At 68.2% G+C, this 22,091-nt stretch carries 21 protein-coding genes; 8 read left to right on the top strand and 13 right to left on the bottom strand.

Features of this window, described 5'->3' with window-relative positions:
• Window positions 1–175: 175 nt before the first annotated feature.
• Together xdhB and xdhA are read right to left on the bottom strand one after the other, a co-directional pair.
• Window positions 176–2,524 (bottom strand): xanthine dehydrogenase molybdopterin binding subunit, encoded by a 2,349-nt coding sequence (xdhB, locus tag ACZ5MJ_RS13360; protein ID WP_464219902.1) that lies wholly within the window; start codon window positions 2,522–2,524, stop codon window positions 176–178.
• 25 nt (window positions 2,525–2,549) lie between these two features.
• Complete coding sequence (xdhA, locus tag ACZ5MJ_RS13355) at window positions 2,550–4,052, bottom strand: xanthine dehydrogenase small subunit (protein ID WP_464219900.1); 1,503 nt, start codon at window positions 4,050–4,052, stop codon at window positions 2,550–2,552.
• Between the two features lie 231 nt (window positions 4,053–4,283).
• Here xdhA and ACZ5MJ_RS13350 point away from each other — a divergent pair, with 231 nt between their 5' ends.
• Window positions 4,284–5,231, top strand: coding sequence for a LysR substrate-binding domain-containing protein (locus tag ACZ5MJ_RS13350; protein WP_464219898.1), 948 nt, complete (start codon window positions 4,284–4,286; stop codon window positions 5,229–5,231).
• 27 nt (window positions 5,232–5,258) lie between these two features.
• On the opposite strand, the gene ACZ5MJ_RS13345 is transcribed toward ACZ5MJ_RS13350, so the two are convergent.
• Complete coding sequence (locus tag ACZ5MJ_RS13345; protein ID WP_464219897.1) at window positions 5,259–6,092, bottom strand: ABC transporter substrate-binding protein; 834 nt, start codon at window positions 6,090–6,092, stop codon at window positions 5,259–5,261.
• 145 nt (window positions 6,093–6,237) lie between these two features.
• Between ACZ5MJ_RS13345 and ACZ5MJ_RS13340 the strand changes: the two genes are divergently transcribed.
• From ACZ5MJ_RS13340 to ACZ5MJ_RS13320, 5 genes are all read left to right on the top strand, one after another.
• Window positions 6,238–7,335, top strand: coding sequence for a substrate-binding domain-containing protein (locus tag ACZ5MJ_RS13340; RefSeq protein WP_464219895.1), 1,098 nt, complete (start codon window positions 6,238–6,240; stop codon window positions 7,333–7,335).
• Window positions 7,336–7,463: 128 nt separating this feature from the next.
• Window positions 7,464–8,066: a DUF4126 domain-containing protein gene (locus ACZ5MJ_RS13335; protein ID WP_432259613.1), complete on the top strand. Its 603-nt coding sequence runs from the start codon at window positions 7,464–7,466 to the stop codon at window positions 8,064–8,066.
• A 71-nt stretch (window positions 8,067–8,137) separates the two neighbouring features.
• On the top strand, window positions 8,138–10,753 hold the full coding sequence (locus ACZ5MJ_RS13330; RefSeq protein WP_464219894.1) for an ABC transporter permease: 2,616 nt from the start codon (window positions 8,138–8,140) through the stop codon (window positions 10,751–10,753).
• Window positions 10,754–10,788: 35 nt separating this feature from the next.
• On the top strand, window positions 10,789–11,205 hold the full coding sequence (locus ACZ5MJ_RS13325) for a group II truncated hemoglobin (RefSeq protein ID WP_464219893.1): 417 nt from the start codon (window positions 10,789–10,791) through the stop codon (window positions 11,203–11,205).
• 42 nt (window positions 11,206–11,247) lie between these two features.
• Window positions 11,248–11,844 (top strand): DUF924 family protein, encoded by a 597-nt coding sequence (locus ACZ5MJ_RS13320; RefSeq protein ID WP_464219891.1) that lies wholly within the window; start codon window positions 11,248–11,250, stop codon window positions 11,842–11,844.
• Between the two features lie 34 nt (window positions 11,845–11,878).
• Here the strand turns inward: ACZ5MJ_RS13320 and ACZ5MJ_RS13315 are convergent, their stop codons facing one another.
• The 10 genes from ACZ5MJ_RS13315 to ACZ5MJ_RS13270 all read right to left on the bottom strand — a co-directional run bounded on the left by ACZ5MJ_RS13315 (window position 11,879) and on the right by ACZ5MJ_RS13270 (window position 19,359).
• Window positions 11,879–12,463: an LOG family protein gene (locus tag ACZ5MJ_RS13315; protein ID WP_464219890.1), complete on the bottom strand. Its 585-nt coding sequence runs from the start codon at window positions 12,461–12,463 to the stop codon at window positions 11,879–11,881.
• The gene (locus ACZ5MJ_RS13310) at window positions 12,460–13,161 is read right to left on the bottom strand and encodes a TetR/AcrR family transcriptional regulator (protein ID WP_464219889.1); all 702 of its coding nucleotides are present in this window, start codon (window positions 13,159–13,161) and stop codon (window positions 12,460–12,462) included. The genes ACZ5MJ_RS13315 and ACZ5MJ_RS13310 overlap by 4 nt, the downstream gene beginning before the upstream one ends.
• A gap of 98 nt (window positions 13,162–13,259) precedes the next feature.
• Window positions 13,260–13,745 carry a diacylglycerol kinase gene (locus ACZ5MJ_RS13305; protein WP_464219888.1) on the bottom strand — a complete coding sequence of 162 codons (486 nt, stop codon included), beginning with the start codon at window positions 13,743–13,745 and terminating at the stop codon, window positions 13,260–13,262.
• Entirely contained in the window at window positions 13,672–14,793 is a 1,122-nt protein-coding gene (locus ACZ5MJ_RS13300) for a glycosyltransferase family 4 protein (RefSeq protein WP_464219887.1), read from the bottom strand. The genes ACZ5MJ_RS13305 and ACZ5MJ_RS13300 overlap by 74 nt, the downstream gene beginning before the upstream one ends.
• A gap of 61 nt (window positions 14,794–14,854) precedes the next feature.
• Window positions 14,855–15,850, bottom strand: coding sequence for a UDP-2,3-diacylglucosamine diphosphatase (locus tag ACZ5MJ_RS13295; protein WP_464219885.1), 996 nt, complete (start codon window positions 15,848–15,850; stop codon window positions 14,855–14,857).
• A gap of 119 nt (window positions 15,851–15,969) precedes the next feature.
• The gene (locus ACZ5MJ_RS13290) at window positions 15,970–16,950 is read right to left on the bottom strand and encodes an esterase/lipase family protein (RefSeq protein ID WP_464219883.1); all 981 of its coding nucleotides are present in this window, start codon (window positions 16,948–16,950) and stop codon (window positions 15,970–15,972) included.
• Window positions 16,947–17,480 (bottom strand): RDD family protein, encoded by a 534-nt coding sequence (locus ACZ5MJ_RS13285; protein WP_464219881.1) that lies wholly within the window; start codon window positions 17,478–17,480, stop codon window positions 16,947–16,949. The genes ACZ5MJ_RS13290 and ACZ5MJ_RS13285 overlap by 4 nt, the downstream gene beginning before the upstream one ends.
• A gap of 97 nt (window positions 17,481–17,577) precedes the next feature.
• A complete protein-coding gene (locus ACZ5MJ_RS13280; protein ID WP_464219880.1) occupies window positions 17,578–18,360 on the bottom strand; it encodes a DUF3106 domain-containing protein in 783 nt (260 codons plus the stop codon).
• A gap of 1 nt (window position 18,361) precedes the next feature.
• On the bottom strand, window positions 18,362–18,793 hold the full coding sequence (locus tag ACZ5MJ_RS13275; RefSeq protein ID WP_464219879.1) for a DUF3619 family protein: 432 nt from the start codon (window positions 18,791–18,793) through the stop codon (window positions 18,362–18,364).
• Window positions 18,790–19,359 (bottom strand): RNA polymerase sigma factor, encoded by a 570-nt coding sequence (locus ACZ5MJ_RS13270; protein ID WP_464219878.1) that lies wholly within the window; start codon window positions 19,357–19,359, stop codon window positions 18,790–18,792. Before ACZ5MJ_RS13270 ends, ACZ5MJ_RS13275 begins: the two co-directional genes overlap by 4 nt.
• Window positions 19,360–19,740: 381 nt before the next feature.
• Here ACZ5MJ_RS13270 and ACZ5MJ_RS13265 point away from each other — a divergent pair, with 381 nt between their 5' ends.
• Window positions 19,741–21,504, top strand: coding sequence for an acetolactate synthase 3 catalytic subunit (locus tag ACZ5MJ_RS13265; protein ID WP_464219877.1), 1,764 nt, complete (start codon window positions 19,741–19,743; stop codon window positions 21,502–21,504).
• On the top strand, window positions 21,504–21,995 hold the full coding sequence (ilvN, locus tag ACZ5MJ_RS13260; protein ID WP_010809144.1) for an acetolactate synthase small subunit: 492 nt from the start codon (window positions 21,504–21,506) through the stop codon (window positions 21,993–21,995). Before ACZ5MJ_RS13265 ends, ilvN begins: the two co-directional genes overlap by 1 nt.
• Window positions 21,996–22,091: the final 96 nt, after the last annotated feature.

Raw genomic sequence — 22,091 nt, 5'->3', positions numbered from 1 at the left:
GTGTTGCCTGGTTACTGCTTGTTGCTGCTTGATGCTGTCCTGCTGCCTGCGCGGCCTCATCGCAAGGGGGGCGCGCACCTGCTTCTTCCTCCGGCCCCATGCCCGTCAACGCGGCCAAGGGGGGAAAGTCCGGGGGCGCCCGCAGGCGCGCGCTTCCTGCGATCGTTCAGCCAGCTCAGGCTGGCTGTGCCACGGCTGCGCGCACGGCGTCGACGGCGTCCAGGATCGCCTCGCTGGTGGCCGGGGCCTTCAGCGGCGGGTTGATGCGGTAGTCGCCGACGGCGGCCACGGCATCGCGGATCGCGAAGAACACCGAGAACGGCAGCAGCAGCGGCGGCTCGCCCACGGCCTTGGAACGGTGGATGCTGTCCTCGACGTTGCGGTTCTGGAACAGGCGCACGTTGAATTCCTCGGGGCAGTCGTTGACCGTCGGGATCTTGTACGTGGACGGGGCGTGCGTCATCAGCTTGCCGTCCTTGTTCCACCACAGTTCCTCGGTGGTGAGCCAGCCCATGCCCTGGATGAAGGCGCCCTCGACCTGGCCGATATCCAGCGCCGGGTTCAGCGAGCGGCCGCAGTCGTGCAGCGCGTCGGCGCGCAGCAGCTTCCATTCGCCGGTGAGCGTGTCGACCAGCACCTCGGAGCACGCGGCACCGTAGGCGAAGTAGTAGAACGGGCGGCCCTGCAGCTTGCTCTGGTCCCAGTACAGCTTGGGCGTGGTGTAGAAGCCGTCGGACCACAGCTGCACGCGCGCCACGTAGGCTTCGCGCGCCAGGTCGCTGAACGACATCCGCAATTCGCCGGCGCTGACCAGGTCATCGTTGAAGCGCACCTCGGACGGCTCCACGCCGCCCTTGCGCGCGGCAAACACGGCCAGGCGCTCGCGGATCTGGCGGGCGGCGTCCTGCGCGGCCTTGCCGTTCAGGTCGGCACCGGTCGACGCGGCGGTGGCCGAGGTATTGGCCACCTTGCTGGTATCGGTCGCGGTCGCGCGCACGCGTTCCATGCGGATGCCCAGCTCGTGCGCCACCACCATCGCCACCTTGGTGTTCAGGCCCTGGCCCATCTCGGTGCCGCCATGGTTCACCAGTACCGAGCCGTCGTTGTAGACGTGCACCAGCGCGCCGGCCTGGTTGAAGTGGGCCACGTTGAACGAGATGCCGAACTTCACCGGGGTGATGGCGATTCCCTTCTTCAGGACCGGGCTGGTGGCGTTGAACGCGCGCGTGGCCTCGCGGCGGGCGCGGTATTCGCTGCTGGCGACCAGTTCGTCGATCAGTTCGTGGATGACGTTGTCTTCCACGGTCTGGCCATAAGGCGTGACGTTGTTCTCGGTCTTGCCGTAGAAGTTGGCGCGGCGCACGTCCAGCGAATCCTTGCCGACCGCGCGGGCGACGTTGTCCAGGATGTACTCGACCGCGAACGCGCCTTGCGGGCCGCCGAAGCCGCGGAAGGCGGTGTTGCTCTGCGTGTTGGTCTTGCCGCAGTAGCCGTCGATCTGCACGTTCGGCAGCCAGTAGGCGTTGTCGAAGTGGCAGATGGCACGGGTCATCACCGGGCCCGACAGGTCGGCCGAGAAGCCGGCGCGCGACACCATCTCGACCTTGACGCCCTCGATGCGGCCTTCGTCGTCATGGCCCACGGTGTAGTCGAACACGAAGTCATGGCGCTTGCCGGTGATCATCATGTCGTCGTCGCGGTCCGGGCGCAGCTTGACCGGGCACATCAGCTTCCAGGCGGCCAGCGCGGCGCAGCAGGCAAACATCGCCGACTGCGATTCCTTGCCGCCGAAGCCGCCGCCCATGCGGCGGCACTCGACCAGCACCTGGTGCGCATGCCAGCCCAGCATATGGCACACCGCGTGCTGCATTTCGGTCGGGTGCTGGGTCGAGCACCACACATGCATGCCGTCGTTCTCGCGCGGGGCGGCGTAAGAGATCTGGCCTTCCAGGTAGAACTGCTCCTGGCCACCCAGGTGGATCCTGCCGCTGTCCTGGTGGCTCGCGCCGGCGATGCGCGCGGCGGGCTCGCCGCGCGTCAGGTGCATGGGCGGGAGCACATAGCTGCCGGCTTCGTGCGCGGCCAGCGGCGACAGCACCGGGGGCAGGTCTTCGTAGTCGATCGCGCCCAGGCGCGCGGCGCGGCGTGCCGCGTCATGCGAGGTCGCCACCACGATAAAGATCGGCTGGCCGATGAACTGGACCACGTCGCGCGCCAGGATCGGGTCGTCGTGGATGATCGGGCCGCATTCGTTGGTGCCGGGGATGTCGTCCACCGTCAGCACGTCGACCACGCCGGGCGCGGCACGCACCTTGTCGAGCGAGATCGACTTGATGCGGGCGTGCGCGCGGGTGCTCATGCCGAGCGCGGCGTGCAGCGTGCCGGCCAGCTCGGGGATGTCATCCGTGTAGGTGGCGGTGCCGGCCACGTGCAGGTGGGCGGATTCGTGCGGACGCGAGACGCCGACCTGGGGAACCTGCTCGGCGGTGGCGTCGAGCAGGAAGGGTTCGGTTTGCTTGTTCATGCCGATGCTTTCCTTTTTCTCTGGCTCAGGCCGTGGCGGTTTCAGTGGCGCCGGCGCCGATGGCGCGGACGTTGACGGCTGCCGCGGGCAGCGCTTCGGCGTTGGTTTCCAGCCAGAAGCGGTACAGCAGGTTGGCGGCGCCGCGGCTGCGGTAGGACGCGGTCGAACGCATGTCGGACAGCGGCGTGTAGTCCTGCGCCAGCGCGGCCATGCCGGCGCGGGCAGTGGCTTCGTTCCACGGCTGGCCGGTCAGGGCGGCTTCGGTGGCGGCGCCGCGCTTGGGCGTGGCGGCCATGCCGCCGAAGGCGATGCGGGCCTGCGTGACGATACCGTCCTGCACGGTGATGCCGAATGCGGCGCACACGGCGGAAATATCCTCGTCAAAACGTTTGGACAGCTTGTAGGTGCGGAAGTGCTGCGGGCCGGCCACCGGCACGCGCAGCGCGGCGACGAATTCGCCCGGCTGCATCGCGGTCTTCTGGTAGGCCAGGTACAGGTCTTCCAGCGGCAGCGTGCGGCGCGTCTCGCCATGCTGCAGCACCACCTCCGTGCCCAGCGCGATCAGGGCCGGCATCGAGTCGCCGATCGGCGAGCCGTTGGCGACATTGCCGCCCAGCGTGCCGGCATTGCGGATCGGCAGCGAGGCAAAGCGCTTCCACAGTTCTTCCAGCTCGGGGTGCGCGGCGTTGAGCGCGGCGTAGGCCTTTTCCAGCGTCACGGCGGCGCCGATCTCGATCATGCCGTCGCGCTGCTCGATCTGGTTCAGGTCTTCCACCTGGCCCACGTAGAGCAGGTTGCCCAGTTCGCGGAATTGCTTGGTCACCCACAGGCCCACGTCGGTGCTGCCGGCCAGGATGCGGATATCGGGCTGCGCCGCCTTGATCGCGCCGAACTCGGCCGCGGTGCGCGGGGCAAAGAACTCCTGGCCCTGGGCGCGGTAGCGGAAGGTCTCGCCGCGCTTGAGGTTGCGCAGGGTGTCGGCGATCTGCTTCGGGTTGAGCCTGTCCGCGGTCGGGGCGGGCAGGGCCATCATGCGCTCGCCGGCGTCGATGATCGGGCGGTAGCCGGTGCAGCGGCACAGGTTGCCGGTCAGCGCGTCGCAGATGGTCTGGCGCGGGGGGGCTTCGCCACCCGGGGTGTGCTGCTGGTACAGCGCCCACAGCGACATCACGAAGCCGGGGGTGCAGAAGCCGCACTGCGAGCCGTGGCATTCGACCAGGGCTTCCTGCACCGGGTGCAGGTTGCCGTCGGCCTGGCGCAGGTCCTCGACCGTGATCAGGGCCTTGCCGTCGAGCGTGGGCAGGAACTGGATGCAGGCGTTGACCGCCTTGAATTCGACATCGCCGCCGTCCTGCAGCTCGCCGATCACGACGGTGCAGGCGCCGCAGTCGCCTTCGGCGCAGCCTTCCTTGGTGCCGGTGCAGCGCGCGTCTTCACGCAGGTACTGCAGCACGGTGCGGGTAATGGGGGCGTCGGATACTTCCTTGACCTGGCCGCGGTGGAAAAAGCGGATGGTTTGCGTCTCCATGGTCTTCTCTCTCTTGGTGATGGCGGAAACATAGCACCCTGGCCTTTCCAGCAATATTCGGCCCAGGTGATATGCCCCATCAGCGGGCGCGACGGTCGGTGCGCCGCCGCACCGGGCGGCGCCCCCCCGGAGGGGGTGATTTGACCGTAAGTGGGGTGCCTGTCATACACTATGCGCCGTTCCTATCCCCCACGCCACCCATCTGGCCCCCGCCGGAGGGCCGCCATCGCCATGCACGGACGCGACCATCTCGATACTTATTTGCTGCGGGTGCTTCACACCCTGCTGACCGAGCAGAGCGTGACCCGCACGGCCGTGCGCCTGGGCCAGTCCCAGCCTGCCATCAGCAATACCCTGAAGCGCCTGCGCGAGATCACCGGCGATGCCATTTTGGTGCGGGGCAAAAACGGCATGGTGCCGACCGAGCGCGGCCGCGAACTGCTGGCGCTGGCCGAGCAGAGCCTGGCCGCGATGGACCGCATCGCGCGCCCGCCGCAGCAGTTCGACCCGGCCACCACCACGCGCACCTTCCACCTGGGCGCGCCCGACTACCTGGACGCCTTCTTCCTGCCCAATATTGTCGAGCGCGTGCGCCGGCTGGCGCCGGGCGCCAAGCTGTTCGTGCATCCGATGACGTCGTCGTCGGACTTCCTGGAGGACCTGGAACAGGGGCAGCTGGATCTCGTGGTCGGCAACTGGCTGTCGCCGCCGGAGCACCTGCATATCTCGCCGCTGTTCGACGACGAGGTGGTGTGCATGCTGGGCGCGCAGCATCCGCTGGCGCGCAAGGGCCTGACGCTCAAGCATTACCTGGAGATGCCGCACCTGGCGCCCGCGCCGTATGCTTCGATGCAGCGCAGCATGATCGACCAGGCGCTCGCCGAGCAGGGTTACAAACGCAATATCCAGGTCACGCTGCCGTACTTCGGCCTGGTGCCGTATGTGCTGATGAAGACGGATATGGTCTTTACCACCGGCCGGCAGTTCGCCGCGCACTATGCGCAGTACCTGCCGATCCGCATGGTGCCGTCGCCGGTGTCCTTCCCGCGCATGCGCTTCTACCAGTTGTGGCACGAGCGCTGCCACGCGGCGCCGGATGTGATGTGGATCCGGCGGATGATTGCCGAAGTGGCGGCGGATCTGCCGCAACTGCCGCGGCTGGAGGCGGAGGCGGGCTGAGCGGGCCGGGGTGGCAGGCGAGGGGGCTTACCTTGCCTTGTAGCTTGGGAAGAACAGCTGCTCGCCTTCCACCTTGTACCCGCCAATCGCGTCCTGCCCTTCCCTGGACGTGATCCAATCCACCAGCTTCATCGCATCCGCATAGTTGGTTCCCGGATGCCTGGCCGGGTTGACCGCGATAATCCCGTAAGGGTTGAACATCTTCGGATCGCCTTCGATAGCAATTGCCAGGCCGGTCTTGGCCCGATAGGCGCCATAGGTGGCCCGGTCCGACAGCGTATAAGCCGGCATCTGCGCCGCCATGGTCAGCACCTCGCCCATGCCCAGGCCCGCGTTGACGTACCAGGGCTGGCCCTTGGGCTCGATGCCGAGCTGTTTCCAGTATTCCTTCTCCATCACGTCGGTGCCGGAGTTGTCGCCGCGCGAGATGAACTTGCTGCCGCTGCCGGCGAGCTTGCGGAACCCGGTCAGCACGTCCTTGCCGCCTTTGACGCCTGCCGGGTCGCTGGCCGGCCCGACCACGATGAAATCGTTGTACATCACGTCGCGCCGGTTCACGCCGTAGCCAGCCGCAACGAACGCGTCTTCCATCTTGCGGGCGTGCACCAGCAGCACGTCGACATCGCCCATTTCGCCCATCTTTATGGCCTTGCCCGAGCCCACGGCGATCACCTTCACGGTGACGCCCGATTTCTGCTCGAAGCGCGGCAGCAGGTACTTCAGCAGGCCGGAGTTCTCGGTGCTGGTGGTGGTGGCCAGCTTCAGTTCCCCGGCATGGGCCGCCGACAGCAGTCCTGCGCAGGCAATCGCAAAGAGATGGCGCACAGGGCGGCGCAGGCGTTGGGCAAGGCGAGGCGGCATGCGGTGGGTTCCTTTGTATTATGTTCCAGCAAACATAATTGCTTTTGCCTTTGGATCTCATGGAGAATGCGGCAAAAGAACATAAGAATGAGGTATTCATTGTGGTGCAGCCAGGACCGACTCGTAAATATGTAGCGGAGAACATATGACCTTCCGCTTTGACCTGTTTCCGGTGATCGCGGCCGACGACAATCCGCGCGCCAACAGCAAGGTGTTCCAGCTGCTCAAGGCCGTGCGCGAGACCGGGTCGCTGCACCGTGCCGCGCGCGAGATCGGGCTGTCGTACCGTCATGCCTGGGGCGTGATGCGGACCTGGGAGGAGATGCTCGGGCGCAGCATGCTGGACATGGAGCGCGGGCGCGGCGCATCGCTGACGCGCTTCGGCGAACGCTTGCTTCGCGCCGAACTGCGCCTGCGCGAATCGGTCGACCCGGTGGTGCAGAAGGCCATGGCGGACTTCATTGCCGAACTGGACGATGCCCAGCAGCCCCAGTCGCAGGTGCACTTCACCGGCAGCCATGACCCCGCGGTGGAGGTGCTGGCCGCCGCGCTGGGCCAGGCCAGGGCCCCGCTGCAGCTCGACACGGTCTTCTGCGGCAGCGTGGAAGGGCTGATCTGCCTGCAGGAGCGGCAGTCGGAGCTGGCCGGGTTCTATGTCTCGCCGGTGCAGACCGCGGGCTCGGTCGCGCACGTGACGCTGCGCAAGTGGCTGCGGCCGGGCTCGGTGCGGCTGCTGCGGCTGGCCTGGCGCGAGCAGGGCCTGATCCTGGCGCCGGAGGCGGCGCGCGAGGTGCATGACCTGCGCAGCCTGGCGCGCACCCAGGCGCGCTTCGTCAACCGGCAGCGCAGTTCGGGCACGCGCATGCTGTTCGACCAGCTGCTGGCCGCGCAGGGCCTGTATCCGGACCAGATCGCCGGCTACGACGAGACCGAGTTCAGCAATGAGAAAGTGGCCGAAGCCGTGCACGGCGGCCGCGCCCAGGCTGGCTTCGGGCTGCGCATGAATGCCGAGGCCCTCGGGCTGACCTTCTTGCCGCTGACGCGCGAGGCCTACTACCTGGCGCTGCGCAAGAACGACCAGACCGCCGGCTGGATGGCCGCGCTGCTGGCCTTGCTGGCGGATCCGGCCTTTGCCCGGCGCATCGAGGCGCTGCCCGGCTACACCATGGCGGAGCCGGCTGGCATCCTGACCCCGCAAGAGGCGTTGCCGTGGTTCGGCCCGGACGGCAAGGAAGAAGGCTGAGGGGCATTCGGGTGGCGTGAAGGCCGCGTGAAGGCGGCGGGCGCCGCGCCGCCCGGTCCGTATTACACTCCCTGCCAGGGCGCGCCATTGTCTGCACTGGCCCGCGCCGCACCCTTGCAAGGAGCGCCATGCTGGAAACCGCCGCGCTGGCCGCGGGCATGTCCTGGGCCAGCGGATTTCGCCTCTACCTTGCCGTGCTGGCCGCCGGCGTGCTGGCGCGCCTGGGCTGGCTGGAGCTGCCGCCCGGGCTGCAGCCGCTGGAATCCTGGTGGGTGATCGGCGTGGCCGCGGCGCTGGCCGTGGCGGAATTCGTTGCCGACAAGGTGCCGGCGTTCGATACCGTCTGGGACGGCATCCATACCTTCATCCGCATCCCCGCCGGCGCGATCCTGGCCGCCGCCGCGTTCGGCCAGCTCGACCCGCAGTGGATGGTCGCGGCCGGGCTGATCGGCGGCACGCTGGCCGGCACCGCGCATGCGGTCAAGGCCGGCACGCGCGCGCTGATCAACGTGTCGCCGGAACCGTTTTCCAACTGGACGGCCTCATTCACTGAAGACCTGACCGCGACCGGCAGCCTGCTGCTGGCGTTTTTCCTGCCGGTGGTGTTCCTGGTGGTGCTGGTGCTCTTCCTGCTGGTGTCGGCGTGGCTGCTGCCGAAATTGTGGCGTGGCGTGCGCCGGCTGCATGCGAGCCTGCGCGGCAGGACACAGCGGCCGGACACACCGCACTAGCGGTGCGCCCTTTCTTCATTGTTCGATTGACCCGAAGCGCACTGGCGCCGGGAACCAAGAACCACCAACCGATGCCCTCCGAGTCCGCCATCGACATCCCGACCACTGCCGCCAATCCTGCAAGCGCGCGCCCTGCGCATGGCGGCAGTTTCTCCGCCTGGCGCCAGGCGCTGCGCATGGCCCGGCGCGACTGGCTCGCGGGCGAGCTCTATCTGCTGCTGTTCGCACTGGTGCTGGCCGTGGCCGCGCTGACCAGCGTGGGCTTCCTGGCCGACCGCATGCGGCTGGGCCTGGAGCGCGACGCGCGCCAGATGATCGGGTCCGACGTGCTGCTGGTGGCCGACCAGCCCTTCGATGCCGCCTTCGCGCAGCGGGCCCGGGCGGCGGGGCTGGCCGTGGCGCAGACCGTCACCTTCCCGAGCATGGCCACCGCCAGCGGCAAGGCGCGGGATGGCGCCGAGGCCCCCAGCCAGCTGGCCGCGCTCAAGGCGGTGACCGGCGGCTATCCGCTGCGCGGCAAGCTCAGGGTGGCCGGCGCGCCGGGCGCGCCCGATGCGCCCGCAGACGGTATTCCCGCGCCGGGCACGGTATGGGTCGACGAGGCGCTGCTGGGCGCGCTGGGCGTTGCCGTGGGCGACACCCTGCGGCTGGGCAGCCGCGGCTTCCGCATCGACCGCATCATCACGCAGGAGCTCGATCGCGGCACCGGCTTCATGAACTTCGCGCCGCGCGTGCTGATGCCGCTGTCGGACCTGGACAGCACCGGGCTGATCGGCTGGGGCAGCCGCGTGACCTACCGGCTGCTGGTGGCCGGCCCCGACGCGGCCGGCGCCGCCTTCCAGAAATGGGCGCAGGACGAGATCGAACGCCGCAAGCTGCGCAATACCCGGATCGAGTCGCTGGAGTCGGGCCAGCCCCAGATGCGCGCCACGCTGGACCGCGCCGAGCGCTTCCTGTCGCTGGTGGCGGTGCTGTCGTCGATGATCGCGGCGGTGGCCATCGCCATGTCGGCGCGCCGCTATATGCAGCGCCACACCGATGCCTGCGCGGTCTACAAGTGCCTGGGCCTGTCGCGCGGGCAGATCCTGCGCGCCTTCGGGCTGGAGTTCCTGCTGGTGGGCGCGGCCGGCGCGCTGGCCGGGGTGCTGCTCGGCTACCTCGCGCACTATGGGCTGCTGCTGTCGCTGGGCGGGCTGCTCAAGGTGTCGTTGCCGCAGCCGTCGCTGCTGCCGGCGCTGGTAGGGGTGCTGGCCGGGCTGGTGCTGCTGGCCGGGTTTGCGCTGCCGCCGCTGCTGGCGCTGACCCGGGTGGCGCCGCTGCGGGTCCTGCGGCGCGATATCGGGCTGCCGCCGGTGTCGGCCTGGGTGGCCTATGCGCTGGGCCTGGGCGCCTTTGTCGCGCTGCTGCTGGTGGCGGCGCGCGACCTGAAGCTCGGGCTGACCACGGCGGGCGGCTTTGTTGCCGCGGGCGTGGTCTTCGCCGTGCTGGCGCTGGGGCTGCTGACGCTGCTGTCGCGCCTGCTGCGGGGGCGCCTGCGCGGGCGCGCGGCGATGGGCTGGCGCTTTGCGCTGGCGGTGCTGGAGCGCCGCCGCGCGGTCACGGTGCTGCAGACCGTGGCGCTGGCGGTGGGGCTGATGGCGCTGCTGCTGCTCGGCATGACCCGCAACGACCTGGTCGATTCCTGGCGCAACGCCACGCCGGCCGATGCGCCCAACCGCTTCATCATCAACATCCAGCCGGACCAGCGCGAGCCGCTGCGCCAGATGCTGGCGGGCGCCGGCATCAAGGACCTGCTCTACCCGATGGTGCGCGGGCGCCTGACCCATATCGGCGCGCGCGCCATCCGCGGCGACAGCTTCGCCGACGGGCGCGCACGCAACCTGGTCGAGCGCGAATTCAACCTGTCCTATACCGATGCGCTGCCCGAGGGCAACCGCGTGATCGCCGGCAACTGGTCGAACGGGACCAACGGTGCCGAGACGGGCGCATCGGTGGAAGAGGGTATCGCCAGGACGCTGGGCATCCGCCTGGGCGACATGCTGCGCTTCGACGTGGCCGGCCAGGCCGTGCAGGCCCGCGTGACCTCGCTGCGCAAGCTCGACTGGGGCTCGATGCGCGTCAATTTCTTCGTGATCCTGCCGCCGCAGGCGATGCAGGGGCTGCCCGAGACCTACATCACGTCGTTCCACCTGCCGCCCGCCAGCGCGGCGCTGGGCAACCGGCTGATCGCGGCCTTCCCCAACATCACCGTGGTCAATACCGACCTGATCCTGCGCCAGATCCAGGACATCCTGGACCAGGTGATCGCGGCGGTGGAGTTCCTCTTTGTGTTCACGCTGGCCGCCGGCGTGACGGTGCTGTACGCCGCGCTGTCGGGCGCGCGCGACGAGCGCATGCGCGACGCCGGCCTGCTCAAGGCGCTGGGCGCCTCGGCCGCCCTGGTGCGCCAGACCCAGTACGCCGAATTCCTGGTGGTGGGCGGCCTGGCCGGGTTCCTGGCCAGCCTCGGCGCGATCGCGGTGGGCTGGGGCCTGTCGCAGTTCGTCTTCGATTTCCCGTACCGCTTCAATGCCTGGATCGTGCCGGTGGGCGTGGTTTCTGGCATGCTGTGCGCTTTTGCCGGCGGCTGGCTGGGCCTGCGCGAAGTGCTGCGCCAGCCGGCGCTGGCGACCTTGCGTGATGCCTGAGGCAGCTTGCTTCAGCAGCGCGGACCGAGTGTGTGATGAGTACTGAATCCAACGACAAGCCCGGCACGGCCGAGGTGACCGCATTTGAACTGGTGGGCGGCGAGGCGCGCGTGCGCGAACTGGTCGACCGCTTCTACGACCTGATGGACCTGGAGACCCAGTTCGCCGGGCTGCGCGCGCTCCATCCGCCTTCGCTCGACGGATCGCGCGACAAGCTGTTCTGGTTCCTGTGCGGCTGGCTGGGCGGCCCCAACCACTTTATCGATCGCTTTGGCCATCCGCGCCTGCGCGCGCGCCATATGCCGTTCGAGATCGGCGTGAGCGAGCGCGACCAGTGGATGCGCTGCATGGCGCTGGCGATGCAGGATGTCGGCCTGTCCGAAGACCTGCAGCTGCGCCTGATGCAGGCCTTCTTCCAGACCGCGGACTGGATGCGCAACGTGGCGCGCTGAGGCGCAGCCGCTCCTTTTTCACACCGAAAGGTTTCCGAGAACATGGCCGACCAACTGCCTGAAGACGCCGTGCGCGTGCTCGATTTCTGGTTCGACCGGCCCGGTTCGGCCGCCTGGAATACCGAGCGCCGGCAATGGTTCACCAAGTCGGATGCCTTTGATGCGCAGGTCCGCGCGAACTTCCTGTCCGACTGGCAGGTCGCCTGCGACGGGGCGCCGGACGACTGGTCGGTCACGCCCGAGGGCGCCTGCGCGCGCGTGGTGCTGCTGGACCAGTTCCCGCGCAACATGTTCCGCAACGATCCGCGCAGCTTTGGCAGCGATGCGCTGGCGCTGGCGCTGGCCAGGCGCATCGTCGCCACCGGCATGGACCGCGCGCTGCCCACGGACTACCACCGCATGTTCTGCCACATGCCTTTCGAGCATTCCGAGGCGCTGGCGGACCAGGACGAGTCAGTGCGCCTGGCGACGCAGCTGCGCGAGGCCAGCGGCGGGGTGGTCGATGTGGTGGACTGGGCCGAGAAGCACCGCGCGATCATCGCGCGCTTTGGCCGCTTTCCGCACCGCAATGCGGTGCTGGGCCGGCAGAGCACGGCCGAGGAACTGGCGTTCCTGCAGCAGCCGGGCTCATCGTTCTAGGCCGGGCCTGCCAGGCCCGGCGAGGGGCGTGCGCTCAGGTCTTGTCGCGCGCTTTCTGCCATTTGTCGACGCGCACGCGCGGCGCGGCGGCCAACTGCGCCAGCAGGCCGGCGGGCGTGTCGGCCACATGCAGCAGGTCGGCATGCACCTGCTTCAGGAAGCCTTCCTGCACGGCATGCGACAGGAACCCCAGCATGCCGTCGTAGAACCCGGAAAGATTCAGCAGGCCCACCGGCTTGTCGTGGTAGCCCAGCTGCAGCCAGGTGAAGGTCTCGAACAGTTCCTCGAAGGTGCCCACGCCGCCGGGCATGGCGATAAAGGCGTCGGCGCGGTCGGCCATCATCTGCTTGCGCTCGTGCATGTTGCGCACCACGTGCAGCTCGGTCAGGCCGCGGTGGCCCACCTCCTTCTGCATCAGCGCTTCCGGAATGATGCCGATGGCGCTGCCGCCATGCTCCAGCACGGCGTCGGCGACGATGCCCATCAGGCCCACCTTGCCGCCGCCGTACACCAGCGCCAGCCCGCTTGCGGCCAGGGTGCGGCCGAGCAGGCGCGCGCCTTCGGCGTATTCGGGACGGTTGCCGGGGCTGGACCCGCAATATACGCAGACGGATTTCACTTCGCTTCCTTTGCCGCGTCGGCGGCCGCCCTGGCTGCGGCGTAGTCGCGCGCCAGCTGGTCGAACGCATCCCGCGCCCGGCCGCGCAGGTAGGGGGCCAGGATCGAGAAGATGTGGTAGCTCGATCCGTGCAGGTAGCCGCGGATCTGCTCGGGGTCGTTGTACTGGCGCGGATGCTGCACGAACTGGAACGACAGCCAGTAGGTGGCGATCACCACCATGTTGGTGCAGATGGCCTCGACCTGCTCGGGCGTGGCTTCCATCTCGCCGTCTTCGATGAACTGGCGGCAGATCTCGTGCGCAAAGCGCTGCTTCTGCTCGACGATGCGCTTGAAGTTGGTCTCCAGCATCCGGTTGCGCGCCAGCAGGTCGTTGATGTCGCGGTACAGGAAGCGGTAGTTCCACAGGAACTCGGACATGTACTGCAGGTAGCCCCAGCTCTCGTCCAGGGTGGCCTTGTGGTCGTCCGGCATCTTCAGGCGGCGCTCCATCTCCTGCTCGAAGCGCACGAAGATCGAGTTGATGATGTCGTCCTTGTTGCGGAAGTGGTAGTAGAGATTGCCGGGGCTGATCTCCATCGCTTCCGCGATCGTGGTGGTGGTGACGTTGGGCTCGCCGACTTCGTTGAACAGGCGCAGCGAGACGTCGAGGATGCGGTCCCTGGTGCGGCGGGGGCCGGTTTGCGGTTTCGGTTCCATGGGCGTCCAGGCGATCGGTGCGGTCAGTGAGTCGGGGGCAGGGTAGCGATTATAAGCAATCGGCCTGCCTTGCCCCATTCTCTGCCGTCCGTGCCGGATCAGCCCGCCAGCGCCCGCACCCAGCGCACCACGTGCGGCCCGGCAATGGCGACCCAGGTGCCGCCGCACAGCACCAGCGCCAGCATCACCGCGGCGCTGCCGAAATCCTTGGCGCGCTTGGACAGGCTGTGCCGCTCCAGCGAGATGCGGTCGATCGCGGCCTCGACGCTGGAGTTGAGCAGCTCAACGATCAGCACCACCAGCAGCGTGCCCAGCAGCAGGATGCGCTCGACCGCGCCCACCGGCAGCAGGAAGGCGCACGGCGTCAGGATCACCACCAGCGTCAGCTCCTGGCGGAAGGCGCTTTCCTCGAGCACCGCATAGCGCAGCCCGGACAGCGAATTGATGGCCGCGTGCCAGGCGCGCGCCAGGCCGCGATTGCCCTTGTGGGGATTCTGCTCGATGGAGTAGTCAGCGTTCTGCATTGCCTGCGGCGGCTTCTGCATTGGCGGGTCGGACGGCAGTTCCGGACGCGGTTTGGACATGGGGTTGCTGGGCGGGTTGGGCCGCTGCGCTGTCACGGCCGGGATTGCCGGCAGGGAACGGCCGCAGATGGGCCAGGAACTGCTCGGACGCGGCGCGCCAGGAGAACCGCTCGGCATGGGCACGGGCCGTGGCGCGGTCGATGCGCAGCGCTTCCAGGCAGGCTTCGCGCAGGTCTTCGTGCATCACGCCGGCGGGGCTGTCGGCCAGCACATCGATCGGGCCGGTGACCGGATAGGCGGCCACGGGCAGCCCGCTGGCCAGCGCCTCCAGCAGCACCAGCCCGAAGGTGTCGGTGCGGCTCGGGAACACGAACACATCAGCCGAAGCATACACCCGGGCCAGCTCGGGCTGGCCCAGCACGCCGAGGTAGTTGGCGCCGGGATAGCGCGCGCGCAGCGCCGGCAGGGCCGGGCCGTCGCCGACCACCCATTTGGAGCCGGGCAGGTCCAGCGCCAGGAAGGCCTCGACATTCTTTTCCACCGCCACGCGGCCGACGTACAGGAAGATCGGGTGGGCGGTGTTGAGCACATTGGGGCGCTGCAGCGTGAACACGTCCAGGTCAACGCCGCGCGTCCACAGCACGGCGTTGGTGATGCCATAGTGCCGCAGGTCGTCGAGCACCACCGGGGTGGGTGCCATCACGGACTGGGCCGGGCCGTGGAACCAGCGCAGGAAGCGGTAGGTCCACGCCAGCGGAATGCCGAAGCGTGCCTGCACGTATTCCGGAAAGCGCGTGTGGTAGGCCGTGGTGAACGGCAGCCGGCGGCGGATCGCATGGCGCCGCGCGGCCAGTCCCAGCGGCCCTTCAGTGGCGATATGCAGGGCATCGGGGGCGAAGGCCTCGATGCGGCGCTGCACGCGCGCCGCCGGGAACAGCGACAGGCGGATCTCGGGGTAGGTCGGGCACGGCACGGTGCGGAATTCCAGCGGCGTGATCATGTCGACCGTGTGGCCCATCGCCTCCAGTTCGCGGCGCGTGGACTTGAGCGTGCGCACCACGCCATTGACCTGCGGTTCCCAGGCATCGGTGACGATCAGGATCTTCATGCAGCCTCCTCGGGCGCGTTGGAAGGGCAGAGCGGATGTGGCAACGGGGGGCGGTCCGGGCTCAGCCAGCCACGGCGGCGCGGCGACGGCGGCGCGTGGCCGGGACCGGCGCGTCCAGCAGCGTGGTCCAGTAGACGATCTTCAGCTCGCCTTCGATGGTCTCGACCAGCGCCGACAGGCTTTCGACCCAGTCGCCGTCGTTGCAGTAGAGCTGGCCGTTGACCTCGCGGATCTCGGCCTTGTGGATATGGCCGCAGACCACGCCATCGCAGCCGCGGCGGCGCGCCTCATCGACCATCGCGCTCTCGAACGCGCCGATGTAGTTGACCGCGTTCTTGACCTGGTGCTTCAGGAACTGCGACAGCGACCAGTACGGGAAGCCCAGGCGCGCGCGCAGCCGGTTGAAGTGGCGGTTCAGCGCGAGGATCACCGTGTACAGCGAATCGCCCAGGTAGGCCAGCCAGCGCGCGTGCTGCACCACCCCGTCGAACAGGTCGCCGTGCACCACCCACAGCCGGCGCCCGGTGGCGGTGGTGTGCACCGCCTCTTCGCGCACGGTGATGTCGCCGAAGGCCATGCCGTCGAACTGGCGCGCGGCCTCGTCGTGGTTGCCGGGCACGTAGATCACTTCGGTGCCCTTGCGCGCCTTGCGCAGCAGCTTCTGCACCACGTCGTTGTGGCTCTGCGGCCAGTACCAGCCGCGGCGCAGCTGCCAGCCGTCGATGATGTCGCCGACCAGGTAGAGCTGCTCGGATTCGTTGTGCTTGAGGAAGTCCAGCAGGTAGTCGGCCTGGCAGCCGGGCGTGCCCAGGTGGATGTCCGACAGCCAGATGGCGCGGTAGCGCTGGATCGGGTGCGGCTCGGGCGGATAGGTCTCCCGCTGTTCGCGCTGGGGGGCCAGCGCGGCGGCATCCAGGGCCGGTGCCATGAAGGCGGTCAGCGGCGCGGCGCTGTCGGGGCCGTTGGCCCAGTTGCTCTCAGGGCTGCGGCGCAGCCATTGCGTCAGTTGCGCGGCTTTCAACAGATACCCGCGGGCAGATCGGATTGCTTGCACCATGGCAGTCCCGGTTGCGGCGATGGCTGCATTCAGCCAGCCCGCGATGACGGTGCCGTGACAGAAACATGACTGACATTTGAATCGTGGCGGCAGTGGAACAGCCAGTGACGGCGCAGGCGTCAGCGGCCGCGCGCGGACAGTTCGGCCAGTGCGTCGAGCACTGCACGCACGGCGGCGGGATGGCGCAGCAGCGACACGTGGCCGATGCCGGACAGCGGGATATGCCCGGCGCCGTCAAGCCAGCCGGTGCCGGGCGGCCCGGCGATCGAATCATGCCAGCTGAAGACCGAGATCATGCGCGCCCGCGAGCGCGGCGTTTCCGCCGCGGCAAGCGCGCGCAGCCAGGGGCTGCCGCAACGCATCTGGCGCGCATTGTGGCCGCCGCCAAAGCGCGCCAGCGCGCTGCCGTGGTGTGGGCTGCCCAGCGTCACCACGCCGGCGCAGGCGTCGTCGTCGCCGGCCAGTTGCAGCGCGGCGCGCGCGGCCAGGCCGCCCATGCTGTGGCAGACCAGCAGCGGTGCGCGCCCGGTCTCGGCGCTGATGCGCCGCATGGCGGCCAGCAGCGCGTGCGCGTAGTCGTCGATATCGCCGAATACTGGTTCGAGGTCGATGCCTTTGCAGCGATAGCCGGCGGCGGCCAGTGCCGGCTGCATGTCGAGCCAGATCGCCCGTCCGCAGGCGTAGCCGTGCACCAACAGCACCGGCGGGGCGTCGCGGCCGGGCCGGGCATCGGCTGTCGGGGCGAAGCGCGCGCGCGCCCGGAACGGTTGCAGCCAGTCGAACATGCGCAGCACCGCCAGGCATTCGGTGGCATAGCAGCGCAGTGCGTCGGGCAGGCGCAGCGGCCGCCGCGTGGCGGCGAGTTCAACAGGGGGTGCGGGCGGGTGATCGCCATGCCCGACCCACAGGCCGCGCCCGCTCAGGGCGAAGGCGAGGGCAATGCCGCCGGCGAAGCTGCCGAGGATCACCGCCACGCCGGTGGCGATTGCGCCGGGCCATGGCCAGCCGGCTGTGTGCGCCAGCCCGGCGGCAATGCCAAGCGCTGCGGCCGCCTGCAAGGCCACCGCAATGCGGCGGATGCCGGCGGCGCCCAGGCTCATGGCTTGGCGCGCAGGTCCGTGAGCCGCGTGCCGGCCAGGCGGTCGTGCAGGAACTGGCGGCGCGGATCCAGCCGCGCCAGCAGGATCCAGATCAGCAGTCCGGCGCACAGCACGCCCACGAATGGTCCCTTGACCAGCCCCAGCAGGTGGCCGACCGCCGCCGACGGCGGCAGCCACAGCCACGCCAGCACGTAGCGCAGCGCCGCTTGCGGCCAGCGCGGCGGCACGCCCGCGGCGTTCTCGACGCGCATGCGCCAGGTCTGCATTGCCAGGGTCTGGCCGTTGCGTTGCCAGAACCAGGTGAAATACAGCCCCATCACCAGGAAGCTCCACAACTGGATCACCAGCGGCCCGTCCAGGCCGAGCTTCTGCAGCAGCGGCCGCGCCAGCAGATAGGCGGCGGTCGATGCGCTCAGCACGCCGAACAGCAGCACGCCTTCATAGAGCATGCAGGCGATGCGGCGGCGCAGGGGCGGGGCGGCGGGCAGGGCGGCTGCGGCGGGCTTGGGATCGAGGGTGGCAGCGGGCATGGAGGGCGAAGAAGGCTGGGCAGGCGCGGGTCAGGCGGGGCCGGCTCTTGCAACGCTGGCCGGCGTGAAACGGCCATTATGCCAAATGGCTTGCGGATTACTGGCGCGTGGTCGCGTCCGAGGCCGCGGGCGTGGCGGCTTCCGTGGTGGGTTCGGCAGCGGTGGTGGCAGGTGCAGCGGGCGCAGGCGTGGCCGGTGCGGCCGCCGGCGCAGGCAACGGCGCCGACGCCGCGGCTGCCGTGGTGGCAGGCTGCGCCCGGGCTTCGCTGGCCGGCTTGCCGGCGCGGGCCGCCGAGGTGCCGGCAGCCTTCGGTTCGCGGCGCAGCTGGCGGCTGGTGTCGCTGGGCAGGCGCTTGCCGCTGGGCAGCGCGCTGACGGCGCCGGGGCGGCGCGGGACGCGGTCGGCGGCGGCGAGCTTCTTCTTCTGCTCTTCAGGCAGCTGCTGGTACTTGTCCCAGGCCTCGGCCTTTTTCTCGGCCGGCAGCGAGCGCGTGATCTGGTAGTTCTCGCGCGCCAGCCGGCGTTGCTGCGGCGTCATCTTGACCCATTCCGCCATCCGCGCCTGCAGCCGGGCCTGCTCGGCCGGGGAGAACTTCGGATAGCGCTCGGCGATGCGCAGCCACTTGTGGCGGTTCAGTTCGGGCAGGTTGTCCCACAGCGGCTGCAACGGTGCCAGGATGCGCTGGTTGACCGGGCTCAGGTCAGCCCAGGCCGGCCGGGCATTGGCAGCCTGCGTGGCAGAGGGGGAGGTGACCGCTGAGGCGCCCTGTGCATGCGCCGCGGGCGGCAGCAGGCCCCAGCAGGCGGCAGCGCCGGCGCCGGCGAGCAGCGCGGCCAGCCGGCGGCGCAGGGCGCCGGGGCGGAACGTTGCGCGCGCCATGCTATTGCCCGCGCTTCAGGAAGACGTGGAAGCCCTCGTCGGCGTAGGCCGTGGGCGGCAGGTCGTCGAGCAGCATGGCGGCGTCGATATCGGCCAGTTCCTCGATGCGTTTCTGTTCCTGCCAGCGATAGATGCCAACCAGGCCGGCGGCCAGCGCCACCAGCGTCCAGACCAGGCCAAGGCGGCGCAGCCAGGCGCCGGCGCGGTACAGCGGCGAGCCGTCGTCGTCAAACAGGGAAACGTGCGCACCCGGCATGGCCAGTTGCGGCACCAGCACGCGCGCTTCGGCCTTCTTGCGGGCGACCGCGATCCGGCGCGCCGCGGCGAGCCGTTCGGAGATGTCGGCCGGCAGGGCCTCGGTGCCGGCATCAAGTGCCGCCCGAACCTCATGGGCAAACCGGCGTTCGCTGATTTCTTTGTCGTTTCTGCTCATAGTCGGACCCCCCGTGCACGCAGTGCCTGCGCAAGGGTGTGCGTGGCACGGGAACAGTGCGTCTTGACGCTGCCTTCGGAACAGCCCATTACCGCGGCAGTTTCGGCAACGTCCATGTCCTCCCAGTAACGCATCAGGAATGCCTGGCGTTGACGCGCCGGCAGACGCTGGATTTCCTGCTCGATGATGTGCATGACCTGGGCGCGCTCGACCTTGTCGGCGCTGCTTTCGGCCGATTCCGATCCCGCCTGTGCCTCAAGCGTCTCCAGCAGGTCGTTGTCGTCGCCGCCGTCGCGGTCGTCGCGCAGGCTGGAAAACAGCGAGACCCAGGTGTTGCGCACCTTCTGGCGGCGGAAATGGTCGTGGATGGTGTTCTGCAGGATGCGCTGGAACAGCGGCGCCAGCTCGGCGGCGCCCTTGTCGCCATATTTTTCGGCCAGCTTGATCATCGCGTCCTGGACAATATCCAGCGCGGCCTCGTCGTCGCGGACCGAGAACACGGCCTGCTTGAAGGCGCGGCGCTCGACGCTGGCAAGAAAATCGGACAGTTCCTGGTCGGTGGCCATTCAGGCGGTTGCGGCTTGTTGCTGCGGGGCAAAATGCCCGGCTTTGGTGAATGTGCTGCGTACGGCCCGTGGCACATCCGGGGTGGTGCGATGCTAGCAAAAAAACACCGCTCTGTACCACCTTGTATGCCGAGAAATACAATGCAGTGCGGAAAATTCATGCCTGTTGTCCGGGAACTCCCCGATGCGCAGGGCATAAAACAACCGTAGACCGCGCTGGTGCATTGCAGTATCATCATCGGTTCACACGACATCAGTGGTTGTCTCATCCGGCCGCTTATGAGGCGGTCTTCCATGCAGACGCGCACCGCTTGAACCCGAGCCACAAGCCCGGCAGAGAGCATCCAAACAATTTTTTGCCGAAAATTGCAAAGGACTGAAATGAACATGCCCAGCGCGGAATTCTCCCACGCAGACAGCAATTCATCTGCCGCACCCGAAATGATCGGGGCGGAAATTCTCGTTCACGCACTTGCCGAAGAAGGCGTCGAGTACGTCTGGGGCTACCCCGGCGGCGCAGTGCTGTATATCTACGACGAGCTCCACAAGCAAACCAAGTTCGAGCACATCCTGGTGCGCCACGAGCAGGCCGCGGTCCATGCCGCAGACGGCTATGCACGGGCAACCGGCAAGGTGGGCGTAGCGCTGGTGACCTCCGGTCCCGGTGTGACCAATGCCGTCACCGGCATTGCCACCGCCTACCTCGACTCGATCCCGATGGTGGTGATCACCGGCAACGTGCCGACCCACGCCATTGGCCAGGACGCCTTCCAGGAGTGCGACACCGTCGGCATCACCCGCCCGATCGTCAAGCACAACTTCCTGGTGAAGGACGTGCGCGACCTTGCCGCGACCATCAAGAAGGCGTTCTTCATTGCCTCGACCGGCCGTCCGGGTCCGGTGGTGGTGGACATCCCCAAGGATGTCTCGCGCAATGCCTGCAAGTACGAGTACCCCAAGTCGATCGACATGCGCTCGTACAACCCGGTGAACAAGGGCCATTCGGGCCAGATCCGCAAGGCCGTGGCGCTGCTGCAGGCCGCCGAGCGTCCGTACATCTACAGCGGTGGCGGCGTGGTGCTGGCCAATGCCAGCGACGAGCTGCGCCAGCTCGCGGCGCTGACCGGCCACCCGGTGACCAACACGCTGATGGGCCTGGGCGCGTTCCCCGGCACCAGCAAGCAGTTCGTCGGCATGCTCGGCATGCACGGCACGTATGAAGCCAATATGGCCATGCAGAACTGCGACGTGCTGATCGCCATCGGTGCCCGCTTTGACGACCGCGTGATCGGCAACCCGTCGCACTTCACCTCGCAGGCGCGCAAGATCATCCATATCGACATCGATCCGTCGTCGATTTCCAAGCGCGTCAAGGTCGACATCCCCATCGTCGGCAACGTCAAGGACGTGCTGCAGGAACTGATCGCGCAGATCAAGGCCAGCGACATCAAGCCCAAGCGCGAGTCGCTCGCCCGTTGGTGGGAGCAGATCGAGCAATGGCGCTCGGTGGACTGCCTGAAGTACGACCGCAGCTCCGAGATCATCAAGCCGCAGTACGTGGTGGAAAAGATCTGGGAACTGACCCACGGCGATGCCTTCATCTGCTCCGATGTCGGCCAGCACCAGATGTGGGCCGCGCAGTTCTACAAGTTCGACGAGCCGCGCCGCTGGATCAACTCCGGCGGCCTGGGCACGATGGGCGTGGGCCTGCCGTACGCCATGGGCATCAAGAAGGCGTTCCCGGAAAAGGAAGTCGTCACCATCACCGGTGAAGGCTCGATCCAGATGTGCATCCAGGAACTGTCGACCTGCCTGCAGTACGACACCCCGGTGAAGATCTGCTCGCTGAACAATGGCTACCTGGGCATGGTGCGCCAGTGGCAGGAGATCGAGTACGACAACCGCTACTCGCACTCCTACATGGACGCGCTGCCCGATTTCGTCAAGCTGGCCGAGGCCTACGGGCACGTCGGCATGCGCGTCGAGAAGACCGCTGACGTCGAGCCGGCGCTGCGCGAGGCGTTCCGCCTGAAGGACCGTACCGTGTTCCTGGACTTCCAGACTGATCCCACCGAAAACGTCTGGCCGATGGTCCAGGCGGGCAAGGGCATTTCCGAAATGCTGCTCGGCGCGGAGGACCTGTAATGCGACACATCATTTCGGTCCTGCTGGAAAACGAACCGGGCGCGCTGTCGCGTGTGGTGGGCCTGTTCTCGGCCCGCGGCTACAACATCGAGACGCTGACCGTGGCACCCACCGAGGATGCCTCGCTGTCGCGCATGACCATCGTCACCTCCGGCTCGGATGACGTGATCGAACAGATCACCAAGCACCTGAACCGCCTGGTGGAAGTGGTCAAGGTGGTCGACCTGACCGAAGGCGCGCACATCGAACGCGAGCTGATGCTCGTCAAGGTGCGCGCGGTGGGCAAGGAGCGCGAGGAAATGAAGCGCACCGCCGACATCTTCCGCGGCCGCATCATCGATGTCACCGAGAAGACCTACACCATCGAGCTGACCGGCAACGGCGTCAAGCTCGATGCGTTCCTGGACGCGATCGACCGCACCGCCATCCTGGAGACCGTCCGTACCGGCGGCTCGGGCATCGGCCGCGGCGAGCGCATCCTGAAGGTCTGACCGGGCCCCGGCTCACCCAAACGGCTTCACGCAGTATCCCCGGGGCGGCGCGATCCGGGCGCACACGATGCGCCCGAGGATGCCGCCCCCCTCATA

The sequence above is a fragment of the Cupriavidus sp. LA-1 genome (genome assembly GCF_055385985.1).
The sequence above is the reverse complement of the archived record's forward strand: the minus strand, read 5'-3'. Positions and strand labels throughout refer to the sequence as shown.